This window comes from Brevibacillus halotolerans (assembly GCF_026891775.1).
Taxonomy (GTDB): Bacteria; Bacillota; Bacilli; order Brevibacillales; family Brevibacillaceae; genus Brevibacillus_B; species Brevibacillus_B halotolerans.
Map to the genome: position 1 here is coordinate 615516 of NZ_JAPTNK010000001.1, position 20946 is coordinate 636461.

Consider the following 20946-nt stretch of genomic DNA (forward strand, 5'->3'; position numbering starts at 1 on the left):
GACAAGTTCGATCATATCACAAGTTTTTCATTTTCGACAGATAAATCAGGAGGAGCAACACAAAATTTACGAAGATTTTACGAGTAAAACGGGAAATGACTGACATGAAAAACGCTTACACTAACAATAATAACGAAATATAATATAACTCATATTAAAAACGTTCGTGATTTATCCGGTGATCTACTATTGTATAAAACTCGTTGCAGATGGAGAATAATAGGAGAAAAACGCCATCTAAAGGGGTTTTTCTGCTATGCTCAAATCATTGCGCCCAGCAAAACTGAAGTGGAAATGGCTAATGTTGTTTCTTGTGTTAACAATAGGCTTAGTATTGGGATTCTGGGTTTCTCGTCTTGAAATGAAGCTGACGAATCAAGTAGATAAAAATAGGATGTTATCGCAAATGGAAGGGAATGAAAGTGTCCCTGTATTCTCCATGCCAAGACAGGTCGTCTTAACCCGTACATACGTATGCGGTGTAACGGATGAGGAGAAAAAAGAAGTAAGAGAACAAACCTTAGAGCAAATATTGAAACCGTATGCCGGCTGGGAGCTGGTTTCGGTTCATCCAGATTATATTGTGCTACATAAAGAAGAGAATGACCTTGCTCCTATTTGTAAAGAGAAGGGTTACTTTGGTTTATCACCTGATGGTTTTTTAACCTTCTTTGAAGGGTTGCCAGATTATCAGAAAGTGATTCAAACCTTTTATCGAATTAACACGGATAGTATGAAAGCGAGCCTTTCTAAAGAAGAGCTTGGACATTTGTATAAAGGTATCCGTGTACATGATCTCGCTGAATATAACAGTATTTTATCTACTTTTAGCGAATTTCAACGACAGATTGAGTCTCAGTAATCAAAAGTCCGCTCATTTATTGAGTAATAAAAAAACAATTAGCTTCTCTATTGCATTTCGATTGATGAGAAAAGCTGGTTGTTTTTTATTGGACTGATTTGTTTGAATGTTAGGAGGAGAAAGGGTAGATCAAATATTCTCTACTATGTAATCGCTTCCTATTTATAATGGGAAAATATTGTTTGGGAGCGGGATGTGTTTCCTGCTTGTCGAAAAATAGTGGGTATGATACAGTGTACCTATTCAATTTCAAATGACTCGTATAATTCTTGGGGATATGGCCCATAAGTTTCTACCAGATGACCGATCATCTCATCTGACTACGAGTGAAAGTGCATCTAGGGTTCCGCTTTTGTTATCCGTTTGTTGACAAGAGGGCTGGTCCAAGCGATGCAAGCTTTGTTATATACAAAGTACACCTAAGGGATAAAAACCCAGAAGGACAGGTTTCACTTGAACATTGTTATTCAAGTGCCTTGTCCTTTTGGGTTTTTTTGTTTTTTTAAAATACTTTGTTGCAAATGTGGAAAGGGGCTTTTGGCTACTCATGAAGGTATTACAGGAAAGAATTTGTCAGGACGGAAACGTATTGTCCGATACGGTTTTAAAGGTAGATGCTTTTTTAAATCATCAGGTGGACTCCAAGCTAGCCATGCTGATCGGGGAAGAATTTGCGAAGCGATTTGCTAAAGAAAACATTACGAAGGTTTTAACAATCGAGGCGAGTGGAATTCAATTTGCAATGGCAACAGGCTTTGCGCTACAAGTCCCTTTTGTTTATGCAAAAAAGAAAAAAGCAATTACGCAATCGGATGATGTATATACGGCATCTGTGCATTCTTTCACACGTAAAGAAACATACCAGATTAGTGTGGCTAAAGCCTATTTAAAGCCGGGTGAGCGCGTACTAATCGTAGATGATTTCCTAGCTACTGGAGCTGCATTAGTAGGATTGTGCGACATTGTGAAAGAAGCTGGTGCCGAATTGGTTGGCGTAGGTGCTGTTATCGAAAAAAGCTTTCAGGAAGGCCGAGGCTTGCTTGAGGAAAGAGGGATTGCTATTCATTCGTTAGCTCGAATTAAATCGATGTCCCCAGAAACAGGTATTGAGTTTATCGAGGAAATCGGTGCCTGCAAATCGTAAGGCAAAAAGGGAGAGATAGAGCGCAATGTTAAGCAAGCAAAAGATATTTACTTTGGGCTTTCAACAGGTTCTAGCGATGTATGCAGGGGCTGTTATCGTTCCGCTTATTATCGGTAAAGAATTGGGATTAACACCACAACAGATGGCATATCTAATCGCGGCAGACCTCTTCACCAGCGGGCTTGCGACCTTGCTTCAAGTCTATGGCGGAAGGTACATTGGATCGGGACTTCCCGTAATGCTCGGATGTACTTTTACAGCAGTAGGGCCCATCATTGCCGTGTCCCTTTCAGCAGGGAACAGCTTAACAACTGCATATGGTGCTATTATCGTATCTGGTATTTTTGTATTTTTATTTGCACCTTTGTTTGGTAAATTACTACGCTTTTTTCCAACAGTGGTTACAGGCTCAGTCGTTACCATCATTGGTTTATCCTTAATTCCTGTCGCGATGAAGAATGCGGCTGGTGGGGAAGGCAGTGCATCTTTTGGCTCTCCTACTAATTTACTTCTAGCTTTTTTAACCTTGCTTTTAATCCTGTTGTTTAATCGTTTTTTTACTGGATTTATTCGATCGGTTGCCGTATTGATTGGACTTGTGACGGGTACCATGATCGCCTTTTTCTTAGGCATGGTTGACTTCTCACATGTGTGGACTGCCTCCTGGATCAGCATTGTACAACCATTCTATTTCGGTACGCCGCGCTTTGATATAATGGCAATTCTAACGATGATAATCGTCAATATAATCAGTATGGTGGAATCTACCGGTGTTTATTTTGCAGTTGGAAAAGTGACGGACACCAAGATTGACTCCAAAACAGTAGTAAAAGGCTTACGTGCAGAAGGCCTTGCTATTACAATGGGTGGTGTCTTTAACGCGTTCCCCTATACAGCTTTCTCACAAAATGTAGGGCTTCTTTCATTGACGGGGATCAAAGGTCGAGAAGCCATTATGGGAGCAGGCGTAATTCTTGTTACATTGGGAATGCTGCCAAAATTGGCTGCACTTACAACCGTTATTCCCGATGCTGTACTAGGCGGGGCTATGATTGCTATGTTTGGGATGGTAGTTGCATCGGGTATTAATATTTTATCGAGTGTCGATCTATCTAAAAATGAAAATCTTTTAATTGCAGCTTGCAGTATTGCAGTAGGCTTAGGCTCCGCAGTGGTTCCACAAATGTTTGATCAGCTACCAGGTATGGCAAAGATGATTATGCAAAATGGGATCGTTACAGGCTCGTTAACCGCGATTGTATTAAATATTTGTTTGGCTCGAAAAGATAAGGCGGTTAAAAACGCTTCTCAGACGACCTCAGAAACGGTCTCTGTATAACGACAATTTCAGGTTAAAAGGTAAGAAAGGATGTTCCGAACAGCAAGATTGCTTAGGGAACATCCTTTTTACATCACCGTTTTTTGTTATTCACCAACAAGCTCCATTTCGGCGATTCGCCAACGATCCCACTGTGATCCTCTTACTAAGGTAAAATAACAGATTCTTTGATAGGTTTTCCCTTTCTTAGCATAGGAGAGTTTGACAGGGATGGTGACTGAAAACATATCGCTAGTTTCCTCCTCCGCTGTCATCTTATCTAAAAGCGGGTGCAACCGTTCACGAACATACACGGGATCATTCATGGATGTCAGAGAGCTTGGTGATCCCGCAACTAAAAAGGAAGCAAGAGGCTCTTCTTCCCGCAGACAGGTGAGATAATAATCAATAATTTGAAGCGGGCTAGCCTCCCGCAGAGCTGAATAGAGTGTTCCAGCCGCTTTTTGAATCATAAATTGGTGGCCAGCATCCGGCTCATGACGCTTATGAGTCGAGCTGCCTAAGAAGTGAATACAAAAATGCCCATTAAATTGATTTCCAGGAATTCCATCACCACCGTGAGGCATACCGTGCATGGAAGCCGCATAATGTTTTCCGTTTATGGTCAGTAATATGGCGCGCCTTTTCCAGCTCCATTTCCCCTGATATATCCTTTTCATAATGAGAGTATCCTGCTTGGTTAAAGGTTGTACGTCAGCATGATCACTACCAGCTCGACGCTGTACACGGAATTGTTCACCTGATTCAATATCTGTGACAGTTCCGTAAGCCATACGTTTAAAGTTTTGTTGTACCTCGCTCCACGGCGATAATAAACCGTAATGCTTTTGTTCGGTTAAAGAAACCCATTTTTCAAGATGTGTACGCAATGAATTTGTTACTAGTACTTCCCGATAGGAGTCTTGTTCAAATAACCGCTGCTCATCACTATATAGATAACGATTTTTTTCCGTATAGATGATAGCCCGAATAAATTCTGGTTCAGAGCTTGAAATACGTGGGCTAGCTTCAATTAGCTGTCCCCATTTTTCCTGACCTGATATTGTCAGCTTCGATTGAAAAGCAGCATGTACAGAGGTTTTTACAATGATGGTAATGCCCCCTTGAGGCAGGGAACCCGGGGAAAATGGAACGAGTTTATTTGTTTCGTTTACGTACACATGATGTTTTCCGAAAACAGTGGTGGGGGAAAATAGTAAACAAAAGCAGATTAGCAGAAAATAGAGACTAGAAAAGGATTTCTTCTTCATAACATGTCCCCCTTTAAAATGACAAATGAAATCGACTTTAGTTATAGGATGCTTCCAGAAATCCATTTCATTCTAAGCTTGTTATCCATTACTGATCGAACGCTAATAGGTAAAATCGGGATACATACCGCAATCATCAACATCGCATACTGTAGGGGACGGCCATGTGAAGGAGGAGTTCTTGTATGTCTTCAATGCCTAGAGGAAGCTACAAAGACCAGTTCCATCAACGCTTGTATGTTCAGCTCAACCAAGGTCATAACAAATTGAACTATCGACAAATAAATAGTATCGAGAATCAGATGCAGCACGAAGTAGACGATTACGCCCATATGCAGCATGACTTAGCTGATGAGCTTGGTATGAACAAACACTAATTGGCCGTCCCACGTTATGAAACGAGGCAGGGGGAGTCTGTTGAGAATATCTCAGCAGGCTTTTTCTGCGTGCTCTGTCATGAATCAATGAAATGGGCTTAGGGGTGGAACGATAGAAAAAGCTAGGGCTTGATTGCTTATAGATGGGGTTATCAAACTTTCAACGGAAATGCATGTTCGCAATCTGTCTGGTTTGTGTTACAGTTAAAGGAAGACAGGAAGAAGCGGAGAGAATGGAATGCGGATAGTCGGAATTGACCCGGGGATTGCAATTGTCGGGTTTGGTTTTATCGATAAAGAAGGAAGTTCCTTAAAGCCTGTACAGTATGGTAGCATACAGACAGAAGCTCATACACCTGTGCCGCTACGATTGCGTCAAGTGTATGATGCTACCATTGAGCTTTTGGAAACGTATAAGCCTGATGAAATGGGCATAGAAAAATTGTTTTTTAACCGAAATGTGACCACGGCTTTTACTGTAGGACAGGCTCGGGGTGTTATTATTTTGGCTGCGGAGCAAAAAGGTATCCCGGTTTTTGAATACACACCAATGCAAATCAAGCAGGCAGTGACTGGCTACGGTGGAGCTGAGAAAAAGCAAATTCAAGAAATGGTACGGATGTTATTGAAGTTAAAAGAAGTGCCAAAACCAGACGACGTAGCAGACGCATTAGGTGTAGCGATTACACATGCTCAAAGCCGCACGTATTATGATATATCGGAAGGTGCAAAGAAATGATTGATTTTGTAGAAGGAATTGTCTCATATATAGATACGGAATACGTTGTGGTGCAAGCAGGTGGGCTTGGTTACCGCATTTTTTGTCCTAATCCTTATTATTTTGTGAAAGATGAAGGGAAGTCTTGCCGATTATTTACGCATCACCATGTACGTGAGGATGCGATTCATTTATATGGATTTGCAACCAGAGATGAACGTGATTTATATCGCCGACTGCTTGATGTGAATGGCATCGGACCAAAAGGCGCATTAGCTATCTTGGCTGGGGCTACACCTGACCAAATTGTTTCTGCTGTTCAACAAGAGAATGTGACTTATTTAACAAAGTTTCCTGGGATTGGGAAGAAGACGGCCCAGCGCATGATCTTAGACTTGAAAGATAAGTTGAAGGGCTTTACACCGTCTATGCTGGTTACAACTGCACCAGAATCTTTATTGGTGAAGGGAAATTCCGATATGGCTGCTTTAGAGGAAGCTATGCAGGCGTTGATGGCTTTAGGCTATTCAGACAACGAAACACAAGGGATTCGTCCTACATTGCTGGAATCAGCTAAATCGGGGGCTAGTGTAGAACAATTGATTAAACAGGGGCTTGCGCTCTTTATGAGGGGATAAAGAAGATGGACGATAATCGGATTATTACCACCCATATGCAGTGGGAAGAAGATGCTAATGAATTTAGTTTGCGTCCTCGCTTCTTATCCGAATACATCGGGCAAAAGCAGGTAAAAGAGAATTTAAAGGTCTTTATCGAAGCTGCTAAAATGCGAAAAGAGGCGTTGGACCATGTATTATTATATGGACCTCCAGGTTTAGGAAAGACAACTTTATCCCAGATTATAGCTAATGAACTAGGTGTGAACCTAAAAACAACCTCTGGACCCGCGATTGAACGACCAGGTGATTTAGCTGCCATCCTTACGAATCTTCAAGAGGGGGATGTGCTGTTTATTGACGAGATACATAGACTAAATCGCAGTGTAGAAGAAGTCTTGTATCCAGCGATGGAGGATTTTGCTTTAGACATCATCATAGGAAAAGGGCCGAGTGCTCGCAATGTCCGACTTGACCTGCCGCCCTTTACCTTAATAGGGGCTACGACGCGTGCGGGCTTACTTTCGTCTCCGTTGCGCGATCGATTTGGGGTCGTTAATCGTTTGGAATTTTATACAATTGAAGAATTAGCTTTCATTGTGTCGCGTGCAGCAGACATCCTGCAAATTGGGATGCAAGAAGGTGGGGCTCTAGAAATTGCCAGGCGCTCCCGAGGGACACCGCGTATTGCCAATCGCTTATTAAAACGTGTCCGGGATTTCGCTCAGGTTCAGGGCGAAGGAATTATTACCCAAGAAATTGCCCATGAAGCTTTAGTCAGACTTCAGGTGGATGCTTGCGGACTCGATCATATTGATCATAAATTACTTCTTGCCATCATCGAAAAATTTGCAGGCGGACCAGTAGGACTAGATACGATTGCAGCTACCATTGGGGAAGAATCACAAACGATTGAAGATGTTTGTGAGCCTTATTTGCTACAAATTGGGTTCATTCAGCGAACACCGCGTGGACGTATTGCGACACCAGCATGCTACACGCATTTTCAACTCCCAATGCCTTCTGAGTCTTAGAAGGATTTGTCCAACAGCAATGAATTGCAAAAAAGGAGATTAGAGAGACGTGGATGTAACTTTATTTGATTTTGACCTGCCTGAAGAGTTGATTGCCCAGCATCCACTTGAGGATCGCACAGGGTCTCGCTTGCTTGTTCTTGATAAACAAACAGGTGAAGTAACTCATCAGCAGTTTACGGACTTACTTACGTATTTAGAAGCGGGGGACGTGCTGGTTGTTAATGACAGTCGCGTGTTGCCCGCCCGTTTGATTGGCGTAAAAAGCGAGACAGGGGCTAAAATTGAGATTCTGTTACTTAAGTCGCTTGGGGATGACCGTTGGGAAACCTTAGCACGTCCAGGGAAACGATTTAAAGTAGGAACTGAGATAGAGTTTGGTGATGGTATGCTTCGCTGTGTTTGCGAAGAGATTACACCAACAGGAGGACGAATTGTTCGATTCTCCTACGAGGGAATTTTCTATGAGATTTTAGATCGATTAGGCTCAATGCCCCTGCCGCCTTATATTCATGAACAACTAGATGATCGCGAACGCTATCAGACTGTTTACTCTAAGGAATTAGGCTCTGCAGCGGCACCGACAGCAGGTTTGCATTTTACACAAGAATATTTGGATAAGCTTCAGCAAAAAGGGATTAAACTAGCCTATGTTACTTTGCATGTGGGATTGGGAACTTTCCGTCCGGTGGAAGCAGATGTAATTGAAGAGCATGTTATGCATGCTGAGCATTATCAATTGACACAGGAAATGGCTGATCTGATCAATGGTGCAAAAGAGGCAGGTAAGCGAGTCATTGCTGTCGGCACTACATCTTGTAGAACACTGGAGACTATTGCAAAAGAACATGGTGGCAAGCTAGTTGCTCAGTCTGGCTGGACGGATATTTTTATGTATCCTGGCTATGAATTTGCGATTATTGACGGGCTTTTAACAAACTTCCATTTACCTAAATCAACGCTGGTCATGCTAATTAGTGCTTTGGCTGGACGTGAAAATGTTCTTCGTGCTTATCAGGATGCGATTGCCCGCAAGTATCGTTTCTTTAGTTTTGGAGATGCGATGTTAATTAAATAAAAGAATTTTTATGCGTTTTCTTGTGATTCGTGATCATACCTTTTATAATAGATAAGACGTAGGAAAAACATGCTAATAAAACAGATGGTGTTCACATCTGGTTATTGAGGAGTGCAGAGACTTTGGCAGTACGCTACGAATTAATTAAAACGTGCAAACAGACTGGCGCACGACTGGGACGAGTTCATACCCCGCATGGTACTTTTGAAACCCCAGCATTCATGCCGGTTGGGACTCAAGCCACAGTTAAAACCATGTCCCCTGAAGAAATCAGCGGGATGGGCGCTAACATTATTTTAAGTAATACGTACCATCTATTCTTGCGTCCGGGTCACCAGATCGTTAAAGAAGCAGGTGGCTTGCATAAATTTATGAACTGGAACGGAGCTATTTTAACAGATAGTGGTGGATTTCAGGTATTTAGTTTAAGCAATTTACGTAAGATTACAGAAGAGGGTGTATCTTTTCGCTCTCACTTAAATGGGGAAAAGCTGTTTATTGGACCTGAGGAAGCGATGCAGATTCAAAATGCACTTGGTGCCGATATTATGATGGCTTTTGATGAATGTGCCCCGTATCCAGCCGAGTACGATTATGTAAAAAAATCGATGGAGCGGACAACCCGTTGGGCAGAGCGTTGCTTACGCGCGCACGAGCGCAAGGAAGATCAAGCTTTATTCGGGATTGTACAAGGCGGTATGTATCAGGATTTACGGGAACAAAGTGCGCGTGACCTTGTACAGATGGACTTCCCGGGGTATGCCATCGGCGGACTTAGTGTAGGTGAGCCATTCCCGTTAATGTATGAAGTGCTAGATTACACAGTTCCATTGCTTCCGGATAACAAACCTCGTTATTTAATGGGTGTAGGTTCTCCAGATGCCCTCATAGAAGGGGCGCTTCGTGGAATTGATATGTTTGACTGTGTGTTGCCAACTCGTATAGCTCGAAATGGGACATGCATGACGAGCCAAGGAAGGTTAGTCGTACGCAATGCAAAGTTTGCGCGCGATTTTACTCCACTTGACCCTAATTGCGACTGCTACACGTGCAAGAATTATACGCGTGCTTACATTCGTCATTTGATCAAAGCTGAAGAGACCTTTGGCATTCGTTTAACTACGCACCACAATCTGCACTTCCTCATTAAATTGATGGAGAAAGTGCGCCAAGCGATCCGTGAAGATCGTTTGAAAGATTTCAGAGACCAGTTTTTTGCCCAATATGGATTGGGTGAAAATAGATCTTTCTAAGAACTAAGGAGGATGAACCATGCAAGGTTTAGGTGGATTGTTGCCGATTATTATTATGTTTGTGATCTTTTACTTTTTGTTGATTCGCCCTCAACAAAAACGTAATAAAGAACGCAATGCAATGTTGGCAGCTATGAAAAAAGGGGATCGCGTTGTAACAATTGGAGGACTGCATGGCACTATCCAAGACATTACTGACGATACACTTATTTTAAAGGTTTCTCACAATGTACACATGACGTTCGACCGCGGTGCAGTAAATGCTGTTTCAGTTTCTAGCCCTACTAAAGAAGTAGCGGAAACGAAAAAAGAGGAACTGGAAGCACCTGCTGAAGATACGAAATAAATCATAAACACAAAAAAGCTGTTAGCGATATGCTAACAGCTTTTTTCCTTGTCAACAGATCATGCCCTTTGATCTATAAGCCTAATATTTTCGCCGATTGGTCGTATTTACACCGAAAACACCGCCAATCCCTGCGATAAGAAAGGCAAAGAGAGTGTACAATAAGGTTGAAAAATTAAGCGGAGCATTAAAGCCTAGGAAACCGATCAGTAAGACGAGAAAGAAATAGCCTAAACCGGTTAAACCTCCATAATACCAGCCGCGTGCGCCGCATTTGCGCCCCGTTACAAAGCCGCCAATCAACAAGCTGCAAATGTTAATGACATAGCTAAAGTAAGGTAGAGAGCTTTCCTTGACACTGGTAAAGGAAAGAAGTAATGCAGCAAAAATAGAACCTAGCAAGACAAGTCCAAGCGTTAGAAATAATCCCGTCATCACCGAGGCGGAATGACTGCGCATAACACGATCCCATCCTCTCTTTATGATTCATTTTCTTATTACCATCTATATGAGAGGCTTGACAGGCTTATTCATCTCTTGATTGAACATCGCCGCGAATTTTCGTATGATGGATAAGGGAAAAAAACGGGGGTGAGGATACCGATGATAAAAACCTATTTTTATAATCATTCCGAACAGAAGATGATCCACGATGTAGATTTAACAACCAAGGATCAATGGCTGAAATCTCCTGAGGATTTATTATGGATTGATCTGTATGATGTAGGTAATCAGGAACTGCATTACATTGCGAAAATTTTTGAGTTTCACCCATTGGCCATTGAGGACTGTTTGCACGTCAGCCCGCGTGCAAAAGTGGATAAATATGATGACTACTATTTCTTCGTTTTTCACGCGCTGCGTTATAATGAGGAAAGCGATAACGAGATTACTACAGTAGAGCTTAATGTTTTCCTTGGTCCGAACTACATTGTTACTATTCATAAATCACCAATGAATACGATTGGGCGCATTGCAGCTCAATGTCATCGCAGTAATTCCTTCTTAAATCGTGGTCCGGATTATTTGTTGTATGCCATTGTTGACGGGATTACCGATGAGTACTTTCCAATTATGGATCGCTTAAGTGTCCGTATTGATGATTTAGAGGATGAGATCTACGAGCATCAAACTGAAGAAATTACAGAGGAATTCTTAGCGTTAAAGCGTACTTTGATTTTAATACGCCGCGTGATTTTGCCACAAAAGCGGATTTTTGCCAATGTGAACGGTCGGTATTCGTTCGATATCTCAGAGGAAAATGTTCCTTTCTATGTGGACTTAACGGATCACTTGGAGCGAATCGTAGACTCAACAGAAACATTTCGGGATTTAGTAAACGGTGCACTAGATACTTATTACACGATTATTACGGGCAGAAGTAATGAAACAGTACGTATCCTGACTATTATCTCTACTGTTATTCTGCCACTAACCTTTATCACAGGGATCTTTGGAATGAACACCTTTGAATGGATGGGGGATAAAGCAGAGCCTGTCATGTTTGTCATCGCATTCGGTTCAATGATTTTATTGACATCGTGGATGCTCTATGTCTTTAAAAAGAAAAAATGGCTATAACAGAAAGGAAAAGAGAGGGACGCATAAGGTAGGATTGACCCGTGGACACTACTAAATAAGGTAGATGAACATGTGGGAGGTCTTATACCGTGGAGCTACTAACCATACTTATGCGTACCCTCTTTAGTTATTTTTTCCTCCTACTCATCATGAGGCTGATGGGCAAAAGAGAACTGGGTCAAATGTCTTTGTTTGATGTAGTCATTTCGATCATGCTTGCAGAAATGGCGGTGCTTGCCATTGATCAGGTGGAGAAACCACTTCTGCACATGTTTTCGCCCATGATCCTTATCATGCTGTTGGAAATAGGAATGGCCTATTTGTTTATGAAAAGTAAAAAGATCAGGAACTTCGTTAACGGAGAAGCAGATGTTTTGATTGCAAATGGTGAGATAAGGGAAGAAGCGTTGAAAAAAAATCGACTTAACCTAGATGACCTATTGATTCACCTACGACAAGAAAATGTAAAAAACCTAGCAGATGTTGAATTTGCTATATTGGAAACGACAGGCAAAGTCAGCGTATTTACGAAACCGGAAAAATCACCTGTTACCTTGCAAGATTTAGGTTTACAAGAAAAGAAGCCTAAAAAATCCTTAACAGGTGTTACTGTGAATTTTCCCATTCCCTTAATTATGGATGGGGAAGTACAGACGGATGCTGTAGAAAAAATCGGTAAAAATATATTTTGGCTTAAGCAGGAATTAAAAAAACAAGGTTATCGTCATACGAACGAGATTATGTTTTGTAGCATTGATGAGCAAGGGAAGCTGTTTGTAAATAAAACACAATACCCCCGCAAATAATCATCTGCGGGGGAAGAACATGCTCAATTGCTGACCAATCCAAGGAATGCGGGCTACATCCTGTTTTCCCAGTACCTTCATACTAACAAGTAATACTAAGTAGAGAAGCATAGAAGCAGAAGAGCATATTGTTAGCATATGGAGTAAGCTAGTATCTTTGAACCAGTGCTCAGACATATACGTGCTACAATAGCCGATAGCCAGCATAGCAAAACCAATTTTTACAAATTCGCCAACCTGAATAGTAAACCCAATCCCTTTGACGAGGCTAGCAAAATGGAGCATTGTTACCAACGTAATGTTTAAATTCAGCGCAATGATCGCCCCGTTAATTCCAAATTCAGGGCGAGATGTCAGTATAAACATGGATGCTATCTTGACGATTGTGCCAATCAGGGTGTTACGGAATACAACATGTGCTTGATCCAAACCCTGTAGAGCAGCGGCTAATGGAGCCTGGAAAAACAAAAATACAGAGAATGGTGCCAATTGCTTTAATAATAGGCCGACCTCAGCCTGCTTGTATAATAGTTGACAGAGAGGCTCTGCAAATACATATAATAAAACAGCACAGGGAGCCCCGATGACCAGCGTAATACGCATGGCTTGATAAATGCGGCGATGAACCATCCTGCTGTTCTTCTCAAAAGCGGCTTCTGCAACAGCAGGAACCATTGAAATGGATAACGAATAGGTAAGAAAAGTAGGGAAAAGTAACAGAGGGACAGCCATTCCAGAAAATTGACCATATAAGGAGGTCGCCTGAATGGTTTTATATCCTGCTAATATAAGCGCATAGGGGACAAGCATTGGTTCCATTACATAAGCAATAGAACCTACTACGCGGCTCATTGTGACAGGCAGCGATACATGCAAGAGCTGCATGATAGCCGGGGAGCTTTTTTGAAACAATGCCCGACGTGAGCCGGGTCGTTTAAACAGATCGCCTAGTTCGCGTTTGTTCTTTTTATAATTCCATATCATGTATAATAGGCCGGCTAGCTCACCTAATAAAATGCTACAGACTGCACCAATGGTAGCAATGAAAATTCCGTAAGGGGCGAGTGTCAAGGTCATACCTATTACTATCAAAATACGGACTATTTGCTCAATCAATTGAGAGAGGGCTGTAGGCACCATATTTTGTTTTCCCTGAAAATAACCGCGCAAGACAGCCGAGACACTAGCGATTGGTAGAATAGGTAAAGCTGTCAGCAATAACAGATGGGTGCGGGAGTCCGTAAAGAACAATTCCGTAAAAAAACGAGCACCAACAGCTAACAATAAGGTGACTAGGGTACTCAGTCCAGTTGTAATAGCTAGGGCCAAATAGAGGAATCTTCTTGTTTGCTGGCGATCTTTGGCTGCTTCCGCTTCTGCAACCTGTTTAGCGATGGCAACAGGCAACCCAAATGTAGTAATGGTAATCAGAAAGTAGAGAAGTGGGACGATCATTTGGTACAGTCCCATACCTTCTGAACCAATTAAGCGGGAAAGAATAATACGATGGGCGAAACCAAAAACCTTAGTAATGGCGCCTGCTACGATGAGTACCATGGTACCGTAAAAAAAGGATTTTTTCATAGGGATAGCCCCTTCTCTTTAACATTTACCTTAAGCTTTATTTACTACACTATTACCATATGGACGTGCCACCTAGGGCATGACTAGATTTTATGTGTGGGAGAAACATTTTATAACAACAAAGGTCACGTAAAGAGGTGTAGAAAATGGAGAATAAAGAGAATATGATGAGCTTTATCGAGGTTGACAAATATCAGGAAATGTTAATTTTATGCAAAAGTAAGGCAGAGGAATTTTTGATTTTGGGTTACGATAACATTACTCCTGAAGAGATATGGGAGTGTGTGATATCAGCCTATAAAGGAGAAGAACGCCCCACTCTACATCGTCTTGTTAACGATATCCTCTCCTTAAAAATTAGCAAATATATGAACTATGTGATGATTAATATGTATAAAAATAACGGCGTAATTTGACATGCATTTTTCTACAAGTCTATAATGGGCATATTGATTCTTTGAATTGGGATATTTGCGTATGAACGCTTGGTATCCATTGGGAAAGGGGCATTATGTTAGATGATAAAGTGGAGTAGATTTGTTCTCTTCCTACTGGTGATCGGACTCTTAGGTACGCTCATGGCCACTACTACCACAAAAGTAGCGGGCAATATCGTACTTGGTCTTGACTTAAGAGGCGGATTTGAGATTTTGTATGAAGTAGAACCACTTGATGCAAAGCACAAAACAAACACTGAACTACTTGCAGCAACAGCTCAGATGATTGAGAAACGTGTTAATATCGGGGGAGTTTCTGAGCCAGAGGTAACCATTGAAAATCCTAACCGCGTACGCGTTAAATTGGCAGGGGTTACTGATCCTGAGAAGCTGCGTACGTTGATCGGGAAACCAGCCGTATTGACGTTCCGTGACATGACAGGTGAAGTCGTTATGCGTGGAACAGACCTAGCGCCTGGTGGTGCTGCTATTGGTTATGGTGAGCTAAATGAGCCACTTGTTACTCTGAAGTTTGCCGATGCAGAAAAGTTTGCAGAAGTAACACGTAAAAATTTAGGAAAACCAGTTGCTATCTTTTTAGATGAAAACTTGTTAACAAATCCTACGATTCAAAGTGTTATTACAGGTGGTAGCGCACAAATAACAGGTAAATACACAAAAGATGAGGCACGTGAATTAGCAGAAACGTTAAATGCAGGTTCATTGCCAGCTAAATTAATTGAAAAGCAAGTAACGGCAGTAGGAGCAAGCCTTGGTGATCTTGCTTTGAAAAAGACTATTTATGCAGGGTATATCGGCGGAGCACTAATTTTCCTCTTTATGCTTTTTGTATACCGTGTTCCTGGTATAATTGCAAATATCACGTTAACAGCGTTTATTTATGTATGTTTAGTAGTGTTGCAATGGATGCATGCTACGCTTACGCTACCGGGTATTGCCGGCTTTATTTTGGCTGTAGGTATGGCGGTAGATGCTAACATTATTACCTATGAACGTATTCGAGAAGAAATCATGACAGGTAAGACCATTCTGTCTTCTTTCCGTGCGGGTGAACGTCGCTCGTTGATTACAATCATTGATTCACATGTTACTACTTTGATTGCGTGCGTCGTGCTCTTCTACTTTGGGACGAGCTCCATTCAAGGTTTCGCGATTATCCTAGCAATGACTCTTATTGTCAGCTTGATTACCAACGTGTTTGGCTCTCGCTTTTTGCTATGGTTGCTTCTTCGTTCCAATGCGTTTAAGAAGCCGCGCTGGTTTGGTGTAAAGGAGAGTGAAATCGGTGAACTCTAAAGAAAAAGATATTGTTAAATTTGATATTGTTAAAAACCGACACAAATTCTATTGGTTTTCAGGTATCCTACTAGTTCTAGGTTTAGCCTCGATGCTAATGTTTGGACTAAATAAAGGCGTTGACTTTACAGCAGGTACTCGTTTGGATTTATTTATTAACAAACAGTTTAATGAAGCAGATGTTCAACAAATTATTGCAAAAGTAATGCCTGATGTTCACTTTAAAGATGTAACTAAATATGGTAATAATAAGGAATTCGCAACAACAACGTTTACAGAAACGATCACTCCAGAAAAGCTGAAAGAGATTGAGGCTGCTGTTAAAGCAAAATATGGAGATCAGGTAACGAAACAGGAATCTACGGTTGACCCCGTGATTGCTAATGAGCTAGTGAATAAAGCCATTATCGCTGTTTTAGTTGCTTCTGCAGGGATTGTTGTCTATATTGCGATTCGATTCCAATTCTTATTCGGGATTGCTTGCGTAATCTCCATCTTACATGATGCTTTTATCCCGATTGCTTTGTTCTCCTTGTTCCGTTTGGAAGTTGACTTAACGTTTATTGCAGCGATTTTAACGATCGTTGGTTATTCTATCAATGATACGATTGTTATCTTTGACCGTATCCGTGAGAATATGCGGACAATGAAAACAAAAACCATTGAAGATTTAGAGCATATGGTCAACGTGAGCTTATGGCAAAGTATGCGCCGCTCTATCTTTACAGTTTTGACCGTGTTCATTACGGCTGCTGCGATTGCTATTTTTGGTAGCGAAGGCATTCGTAACTTCTCCTTGGCTCTTATCTTTGGTCTGATCAGTGGTACGTATTCTTCCATCTTTATCGCTGCACAGATTTGGGTATCTATGAAAGAACGTGAAATGAAGAAAAAAGGATTAAAAGCTACTCCTAATGAGAACTAAATTGGATAGAATAAACCGTGGGGGATATCCCCTGCGGTTTTTTTATGCTCAAGAAAATACAATAAGTAGTGGATGGGCAAATGATACAATAGGTTCATCCAACTGATACAAGGAGGAGGAAACTAGGTGGAAAATCGTTTGGCAAAGGCTCAGTTTGCTGCATGGGTCGGTATTGTTGGTAATCTGTTGCTTGCGCTTGTCAAATTACTTGTGGGCTGGGTAGCTGATTCGCGAGCGATGGTAGCTGATGCTGTTCATTCTGCATCTGATGTAATCGGGTCAGTAGCTGTTTTAATAGGGCTTCGCGCAGCGGAGGCACCCCCAGATCAAGACCATCCGTATGGGCACGGAAAAGCAGAGTCAATTTCAGCTATTATCGTATCTATCCTACTTGCTATTGTGGGCTTTGAAATTGCGTATTCCTCATATAAATCACTCTATGAGCCCCTTGAGCCCCCTGGCATGTTAGCTGTATGGGCGGCGTTAGGCTCCATGATTATAAAAGAATGGATGTTTCGATATAAGTATCAGCTAGGGAAAAAATTAAATAGCCAATCATTAATTGCGAATGCCTGGGAGCATCGTTCTGATGTATATTCTTCCTTCGCCGCGTTAATTGGTGTTGGCGGGGCAATTCTTGGGGAGAAGCTAGGGGTAAGTTGGACCGTTTATCTTGATCCCATTGCAGGGATTTTTGTATCCTTCCTTGTATTACAAACAGCCTACCATATTTTAAAGGAATCCATTCATTCCACGATGGATCATGTATTGCACGAGGAAGATACCTTGCCTTTGCGTAAAACAGTTATGGAGGTAGAGGGAGTCTTGCGAATTGATGAGCTGTGGGCCAGAGAAACTGGTCACTATCAAATCGTGGATATTAAGGTTTCTGTTGATCCGAATATAACGGTAGAGGATGGACATCGAATCGGAAAACAGGTTAAACGCAATTTAATGGAGAAACATCAGGATATTCGAAATGTGTTTGTTCACATTAATCCATATGATGAAAAAGGAAAGTCATGGGATGAGGAGCCTGCTAAGACGCATGAATAATGCAGTTATTATTGGACTTTTTCACAATTCAAGCTAATTTATGACATGATGTTCGTAAAACATACGCTTTTTGCGTTTAATAAGAAAGCTTGGCATGCCCTCTATTTCTTTATATAATGGATGAGGATTGGAGGGCTGCCTCATGCTACAAGCGAAATCGCGATGGCAACTCACTCCATATGACGAAGCAATAAGTGCAGAGATTGTCCAAGCGTGTGGGATATCGCCTTTGCTTGCACGTTTGCTCGTTCAAAGAGGGATGGATACGTCACAAAAGGCACGTGACTTTTTGCATGTGAGTCCAGAACAGCTACATGATCCATTTTTATTGGATGGAATGGACAAAAGCGTGCATCGAATCCAACAGGCGATTGAGCGCCATGAACCGATTTGCATATATGGAGACTATGATGCGGATGGAGTTAGCTCCACTGCTTTAATGGTGCATTTGTTACGAAAATTGGGAGCCACATTTGATTATTATATACCGAATCGTTTTAAAGAAGGATACGGGTTAAACCAAACAGCGTTGTCATACATTTATGACAGCGGTTTTCGGCTTGTCGTGACTGTGGATACTGGCATAAGCGCGGTAGAGCAGGTAGCGCATGGAAATCAGTTGGGGCTTGATATCATCGTGACGGATCACCATGAACCACCTGAGCTTCTACCTGATGCGTTTGCGGTAATGAATCCTAAAAAACCTGGCTGTTCCTATCCGTTTGACATGCTGGCCGGTGTAGGCGTTGCTTTTAAGCTGGCCCAAGCTCTGTTAAAGGAGCCTCCGATGGATTTCATCGATTTGGCCGCGATAGGAACGATTGCTGACCTTGTTCCTTTAGTGGATGAAAACAGGGTATTAGCTAGTTTAGGATTGCAACGATTGAATCGAACACACAATGTAGGCATCCAAGCTTTACTTGATGTGTGCGGGCTTCAGGAGAAAGAAATTACTGCGGGACATGTAGGCTTTGCCATTGGACCACGGATTAATGCGGGCGGTCGTTTAGAAACAGCAGAAGCAGCGGTTAAATTGCTCGTGTCAGAGGATGTACAGGAAGCGAAGGAACAAGCGGAAGTACTTGATGAGTTGAACCGGGAGCGCCAAGAGTTAGTTCAAGCGATGGCGGAAGAAGCCATTGAAATGGTTGAACAGCTATATCCGGCTGATCAGAGTGGAGTAATTGTTGTAGCCAAAGAGGGATGGAACGTTGGCGTTGTTGGTATTGTTGCTTCTCGTTTAGTGGAGAAATTCTATCGACCTGCTATTGTGCTTGGAATCGATCCTGAAAAAGGCGCAGCAAAAGGCTCGGCTCGAAGCATTGCTGGCTTCGACATGTATGAGGCATTGACGGCGTGCAAGGAGCTTCTACCACACTATGGTGGTCACACAATGGCAGCGGGTATGACATTGCCCATAGAGAATGTAGATCCGCTACGCAAGGCGTTGCATCGTATTTCACAGGAATGGCTGCAACCAGAAGACTTCATCCCAAAAACAAGAGTAGATCTTGAAGTGGCGTTTGATGAAATGAATCTAGATCTTGCTATAGAGTTGGAAGCTTTAGCTCCATTCGGCATGGGTAACCCTACTCCAATGCTTGTCTGTGAAAAAGTTGGTCATCAGGGTATGCGTAAAATTGGGAAGGATGAGACACATCTAAAATGTGTATTGTCACATGAGAAATCGCAACTAGATGCTATCGGCTTTGGTTTTGCCACCATTATGGAACAGGTAGCTCCAACATCAAAGCTTTCCGTGCTTGGTGAATTGCAGATTAATGAATGGAATGGGTTGCGAAAGCCTCAATTCTTGCTTCGTGATGTAGCGGTCAAGCATAAGCAGATTTTCGACTGGCGAGGCACGCGTGATAAAGAGAAAAAATGGTTGGATAAAATCGTTGCGGAAGAGTTGATTACCATCACATTCCAAGCAGCTAACCATCATCGGTTGCACTCTTTACTTGCAAGTCAGCAGCTTACCCAAAGGTCGCTTCTGTATGTAACGAATGCTGGAGAAATGCAAGGAGATTGGAAGGAAGAATGTCGCTCGATCATCTTATATGACCTTCCTTCCTCCAAAAAAGCATTGGGACAAGCGATGACTGTGTTACATGAAATGGACTCCATTTACTGCTTATTTGGCGAAGCGGACGAGACCTTTGAATTGCTACATGTACCGAGCCGCGAAGATTTTAAAGCGCTGTATCAAATTTTTCGACAATATGGTAAAATCAACAAGGCTCATCTCGATGCATTGGCTAAAAAATTGAAGCTAAAGCGTTCCATTGTGGAGCGAATGCTTACTATTTTTATAGAGCTTCGTTTTATTGAAGATAGCGAGCAAGCATACCTATTGCATCCAGAACCGGCTAAAGCGCCCTTGGATACATCTTCACGATACCTAGACTGGCGCGAGGAAGCCGAGCTACACGCCGAACTGCTCCTTTCTAATCATGATGGACTAGGAAAATATTTGGATATACTTCATCAGTCTTAGAAGAAGGGCATCCAACTTACTTTGTTTTTATTCTTTTGTAGGAGGCATTCCTTAATGAACTTTAAAGATTATATTCGCGTGATTCCAGATTACCCACAACCGGGGATTCGTTTCAAAGATATTACTACCCTATTAAAAGATGGCCCTGTATATAAAGCGGCAATCAATGAACTGAAAACATTTGCTGATACCCTAAACGTGGATGTAATCGCAGGACCGGAAGCGCGTGGTTTTGTTGTAGGGGCACCATTGTCATATGCGATGAACGTTGGGTTTATTCCGATTCGCAAGGCAAACAAACTACCTTACAAAGCTATTCAAGCTGATTATAGCTTAGAGTATGGCAGTGATGCATTAGCAATGCATGAAGATGCAATCAAGCCTGGTGATCGTGTATTGATTGCAGATGACCTACTTGCAACAGGCGGTACGATCGAGACATCTATCAACCTTGTTGAACAATTGGGTGGAATTGTAGTAGGGGCTGTATTCCTGATTGAATTAAGCTATCTCGATGGTCGTGAAAAACTAGGTGACATCCCGGTTTCTTCTTTAATCACATACTAATCTGTTGGATAAAAACCTCTGTGAGCCCGGGACTGACCCCATAACGTGAGACAAATCAAAACACCTTCAAGAGAATGCAACCATGTCGTAAGATATGGAAGTAACCTGGAGGTGTTTTTTCTTTGGCAACGAGAGTGAGTTACCCTATGGAAATT

At 42.0% G+C, this 20946-nt stretch carries 21 protein-coding genes and 1 riboswitch; of the genes, 18 read left to right on the forward strand and 3 right to left on the reverse strand.

Annotation, left to right across the window (positions count from 1 at the left end):
- Positions 1-256: 256 nt before the first annotated feature.
- The 3 genes from O0550_RS02700 to O0550_RS02710 all read left to right on the forward strand — a co-directional run bounded on the left by O0550_RS02700 (position 257) and on the right by O0550_RS02710 (position 3345).
- Complete coding sequence (locus O0550_RS02700) at positions 257-862, forward strand: BofC C-terminal domain-containing protein (protein WP_003338360.1); 606 nt, start codon at positions 257-259, stop codon at positions 860-862.
- Between the two features lie 238 nt (positions 863-1100).
- A riboswitch (purine riboswitch) is annotated at positions 1101-1205 on the forward strand.
- Positions 1206-1409: 204 nt separating this feature from the next.
- Positions 1410-2006, forward strand: coding sequence for a xanthine phosphoribosyltransferase (locus tag O0550_RS02705; protein ID WP_003345316.1), 597 nt, complete (start codon positions 1410-1412; stop codon positions 2004-2006).
- Between the two features lie 25 nt (positions 2007-2031).
- Positions 2032-3345 carry a nucleobase:cation symporter-2 family protein gene (locus O0550_RS02710; RefSeq protein ID WP_022585786.1) on the forward strand — a complete coding sequence of 438 codons (1314 nt, stop codon included), beginning with the start codon at positions 2032-2034 and terminating at the stop codon, positions 3343-3345.
- A gap of 86 nt (positions 3346-3431) precedes the next feature.
- On the opposite strand, the gene O0550_RS02715 is transcribed toward O0550_RS02710, so the two are convergent.
- Positions 3432-4595 carry a hypothetical protein gene (locus tag O0550_RS02715; RefSeq protein WP_003338357.1) on the reverse strand — a complete coding sequence of 388 codons (1164 nt, stop codon included), beginning with the start codon at positions 4593-4595 and terminating at the stop codon, positions 3432-3434.
- Between the two features lie 185 nt (positions 4596-4780).
- Here O0550_RS02715 and O0550_RS02720 point away from each other — a divergent pair, with 185 nt between their 5' ends.
- The 7 genes from O0550_RS02720 (at position 4781) to yajC (ending at position 10018) form a co-directional block, all read left to right on the forward strand.
- On the forward strand, positions 4781-4972 hold the full coding sequence (locus tag O0550_RS02720) for a hypothetical protein (protein ID WP_022585784.1): 192 nt from the start codon (positions 4781-4783) through the stop codon (positions 4970-4972).
- A gap of 238 nt (positions 4973-5210) precedes the next feature.
- The gene (gene ruvC / locus O0550_RS02725) at positions 5211-5711 is read left to right on the forward strand and encodes a crossover junction endodeoxyribonuclease RuvC (protein WP_003345320.1); all 501 of its coding nucleotides are present in this window, start codon (positions 5211-5213) and stop codon (positions 5709-5711) included.
- Complete coding sequence (ruvA, locus tag O0550_RS02730) at positions 5708-6328, forward strand: Holliday junction branch migration protein RuvA (protein ID WP_003338354.1); 621 nt, start codon at positions 5708-5710, stop codon at positions 6326-6328. Before ruvC ends, ruvA begins: the two co-directional genes overlap by 4 nt.
- Before the next feature lie 5 nt (positions 6329-6333).
- On the forward strand, positions 6334-7341 hold the full coding sequence (gene ruvB / locus O0550_RS02735) for a Holliday junction branch migration DNA helicase RuvB (RefSeq protein ID WP_003338353.1): 1008 nt from the start codon (positions 6334-6336) through the stop codon (positions 7339-7341).
- A gap of 49 nt (positions 7342-7390) precedes the next feature.
- Entirely contained in the window at positions 7391-8419 is a 1029-nt protein-coding gene (gene queA, locus O0550_RS02740) for a tRNA preQ1(34) S-adenosylmethionine ribosyltransferase-isomerase QueA (RefSeq protein WP_003345323.1), read from the forward strand.
- A 122-nt stretch (positions 8420-8541) separates the two neighbouring features.
- Positions 8542-9672, forward strand: coding sequence for a tRNA guanosine(34) transglycosylase Tgt (gene tgt / locus O0550_RS02745; RefSeq protein WP_003338351.1), 1131 nt, complete (start codon positions 8542-8544; stop codon positions 9670-9672).
- A gap of 19 nt (positions 9673-9691) precedes the next feature.
- On the forward strand, positions 9692-10018 hold the full coding sequence (gene yajC / locus O0550_RS02750; protein WP_003345325.1) for a preprotein translocase subunit YajC: 327 nt from the start codon (positions 9692-9694) through the stop codon (positions 10016-10018).
- 81 nt (positions 10019-10099) lie between these two features.
- On the opposite strand, the gene O0550_RS02755 is transcribed toward yajC, so the two are convergent.
- Positions 10100-10477, reverse strand: coding sequence for a TIGR04086 family membrane protein (locus O0550_RS02755; protein WP_003338348.1), 378 nt, complete (start codon positions 10475-10477; stop codon positions 10100-10102).
- Between the two features lie 144 nt (positions 10478-10621).
- On the opposite strand from O0550_RS02755, the gene corA reads away from it, so the two are divergent.
- Both corA and O0550_RS02765 read left to right on the forward strand, forming a co-directional pair.
- The gene (corA, locus tag O0550_RS02760) at positions 10622-11599 is read left to right on the forward strand and encodes a magnesium/cobalt transporter CorA (RefSeq protein ID WP_003338347.1); all 978 of its coding nucleotides are present in this window, start codon (positions 10622-10624) and stop codon (positions 11597-11599) included.
- A gap of 89 nt (positions 11600-11688) precedes the next feature.
- On the forward strand, positions 11689-12405 hold the full coding sequence (locus O0550_RS02765; RefSeq protein ID WP_258425588.1) for a DUF421 domain-containing protein: 717 nt from the start codon (positions 11689-11691) through the stop codon (positions 12403-12405).
- On the opposite strand, the gene spoVB is transcribed toward O0550_RS02765, so the two are convergent.
- Positions 12406-13989 (reverse strand): stage V sporulation protein B, encoded by a 1584-nt coding sequence (gene spoVB / locus O0550_RS02770; protein ID WP_101667682.1) that lies wholly within the window; start codon positions 13987-13989, stop codon positions 12406-12408.
- Positions 13990-14135: 146 nt separating this feature from the next.
- Here spoVB and O0550_RS02775 point away from each other — a divergent pair, with 146 nt between their 5' ends.
- The 6 genes from O0550_RS02775 (at position 14136) to O0550_RS02800 (ending at position 20791) form a co-directional block, all read left to right on the forward strand.
- The gene (locus O0550_RS02775) at positions 14136-14405 is read left to right on the forward strand and encodes a post-transcriptional regulator (RefSeq protein ID WP_258425589.1); all 270 of its coding nucleotides are present in this window, start codon (positions 14136-14138) and stop codon (positions 14403-14405) included.
- Positions 14406-14507: 102 nt separating this feature from the next.
- The gene (gene secD / locus O0550_RS02780; RefSeq protein ID WP_003338343.1) at positions 14508-15743 is read left to right on the forward strand and encodes a protein translocase subunit SecD; all 1236 of its coding nucleotides are present in this window, start codon (positions 14508-14510) and stop codon (positions 15741-15743) included.
- The gene (gene secF, locus O0550_RS02785; protein WP_083208722.1) at positions 15733-16668 is read left to right on the forward strand and encodes a protein translocase subunit SecF; all 936 of its coding nucleotides are present in this window, start codon (positions 15733-15735) and stop codon (positions 16666-16668) included. The genes secD and secF overlap by 11 nt, the downstream gene beginning before the upstream one ends.
- Positions 16669-16794: 126 nt before the next feature.
- Complete coding sequence (locus O0550_RS02790) at positions 16795-17724, forward strand: cation diffusion facilitator family transporter (protein WP_258425590.1); 930 nt, start codon at positions 16795-16797, stop codon at positions 17722-17724.
- Between the two features lie 142 nt (positions 17725-17866).
- Complete coding sequence (recJ, locus tag O0550_RS02795; RefSeq protein ID WP_258425591.1) at positions 17867-20224, forward strand: single-stranded-DNA-specific exonuclease RecJ; 2358 nt, start codon at positions 17867-17869, stop codon at positions 20222-20224.
- Positions 20225-20278: 54 nt separating this feature from the next.
- Complete coding sequence (locus tag O0550_RS02800; protein ID WP_003338338.1) at positions 20279-20791, forward strand: adenine phosphoribosyltransferase; 513 nt, start codon at positions 20279-20281, stop codon at positions 20789-20791.
- Positions 20792-20946 lie beyond the last annotated feature (155 nt).

Coding starts and splice junctions, on each gene's coding strand:
- O0550_RS02700 (WP_003338360.1), top strand. CDS start 257: ATGCTCAAATCATTGCGCCCAGCAAAACTGAAGTGGAAATGGCTAATG.
- O0550_RS02705 (WP_003345316.1), top strand. CDS start 1,410: ATGAAGGTATTACAGGAAAGAATTTGTCAGGACGGAAACGTATTGTCC.
- O0550_RS02710 (WP_022585786.1), top strand. CDS start 2,032: ATGTTAAGCAAGCAAAAGATATTTACTTTGGGCTTTCAACAGGTTCTA.
- O0550_RS02715 (WP_003338357.1), bottom strand. CDS start 4,595: ATGAAGAAGAAATCCTTTTCTAGTCTCTATTTTCTGCTAATCTGCTTT.
- O0550_RS02720 (WP_022585784.1), top strand. CDS start 4,781: ATGTCTTCAATGCCTAGAGGAAGCTACAAAGACCAGTTCCATCAACGC.
- ruvC (WP_003345320.1), top strand. CDS start 5,211: ATGCGGATAGTCGGAATTGACCCGGGGATTGCAATTGTCGGGTTTGGT.
- ruvA (WP_003338354.1), top strand. CDS start 5,708: ATGATTGATTTTGTAGAAGGAATTGTCTCATATATAGATACGGAATAC.
- ruvB (WP_003338353.1), top strand. CDS start 6,334: ATGGACGATAATCGGATTATTACCACCCATATGCAGTGGGAAGAAGAT.
- yajC (WP_003345325.1), top strand. CDS start 9,692: ATGCAAGGTTTAGGTGGATTGTTGCCGATTATTATTATGTTTGTGATC.
- O0550_RS02755 (WP_003338348.1), bottom strand. CDS start 10,477: ATGCGCAGTCATTCCGCCTCGGTGATGACGGGATTATTTCTAACGCTT.
- corA (WP_003338347.1), top strand. CDS start 10,622: ATGATAAAAACCTATTTTTATAATCATTCCGAACAGAAGATGATCCAC.
- spoVB (WP_101667682.1), bottom strand. CDS start 13,989: ATGAAAAAATCCTTTTTTTACGGTACCATGGTACTCATCGTAGCAGGC.
- O0550_RS02775 (WP_258425589.1), top strand. CDS start 14,136: ATGGAGAATAAAGAGAATATGATGAGCTTTATCGAGGTTGACAAATAT.
- secD (WP_003338343.1), top strand. CDS start 14,508: ATGATAAAGTGGAGTAGATTTGTTCTCTTCCTACTGGTGATCGGACTC.
- recJ (WP_258425591.1), top strand. CDS start 17,867: ATGCTACAAGCGAAATCGCGATGGCAACTCACTCCATATGACGAAGCA.
- O0550_RS02800 (WP_003338338.1), top strand. CDS start 20,279: ATGAACTTTAAAGATTATATTCGCGTGATTCCAGATTACCCACAACCG.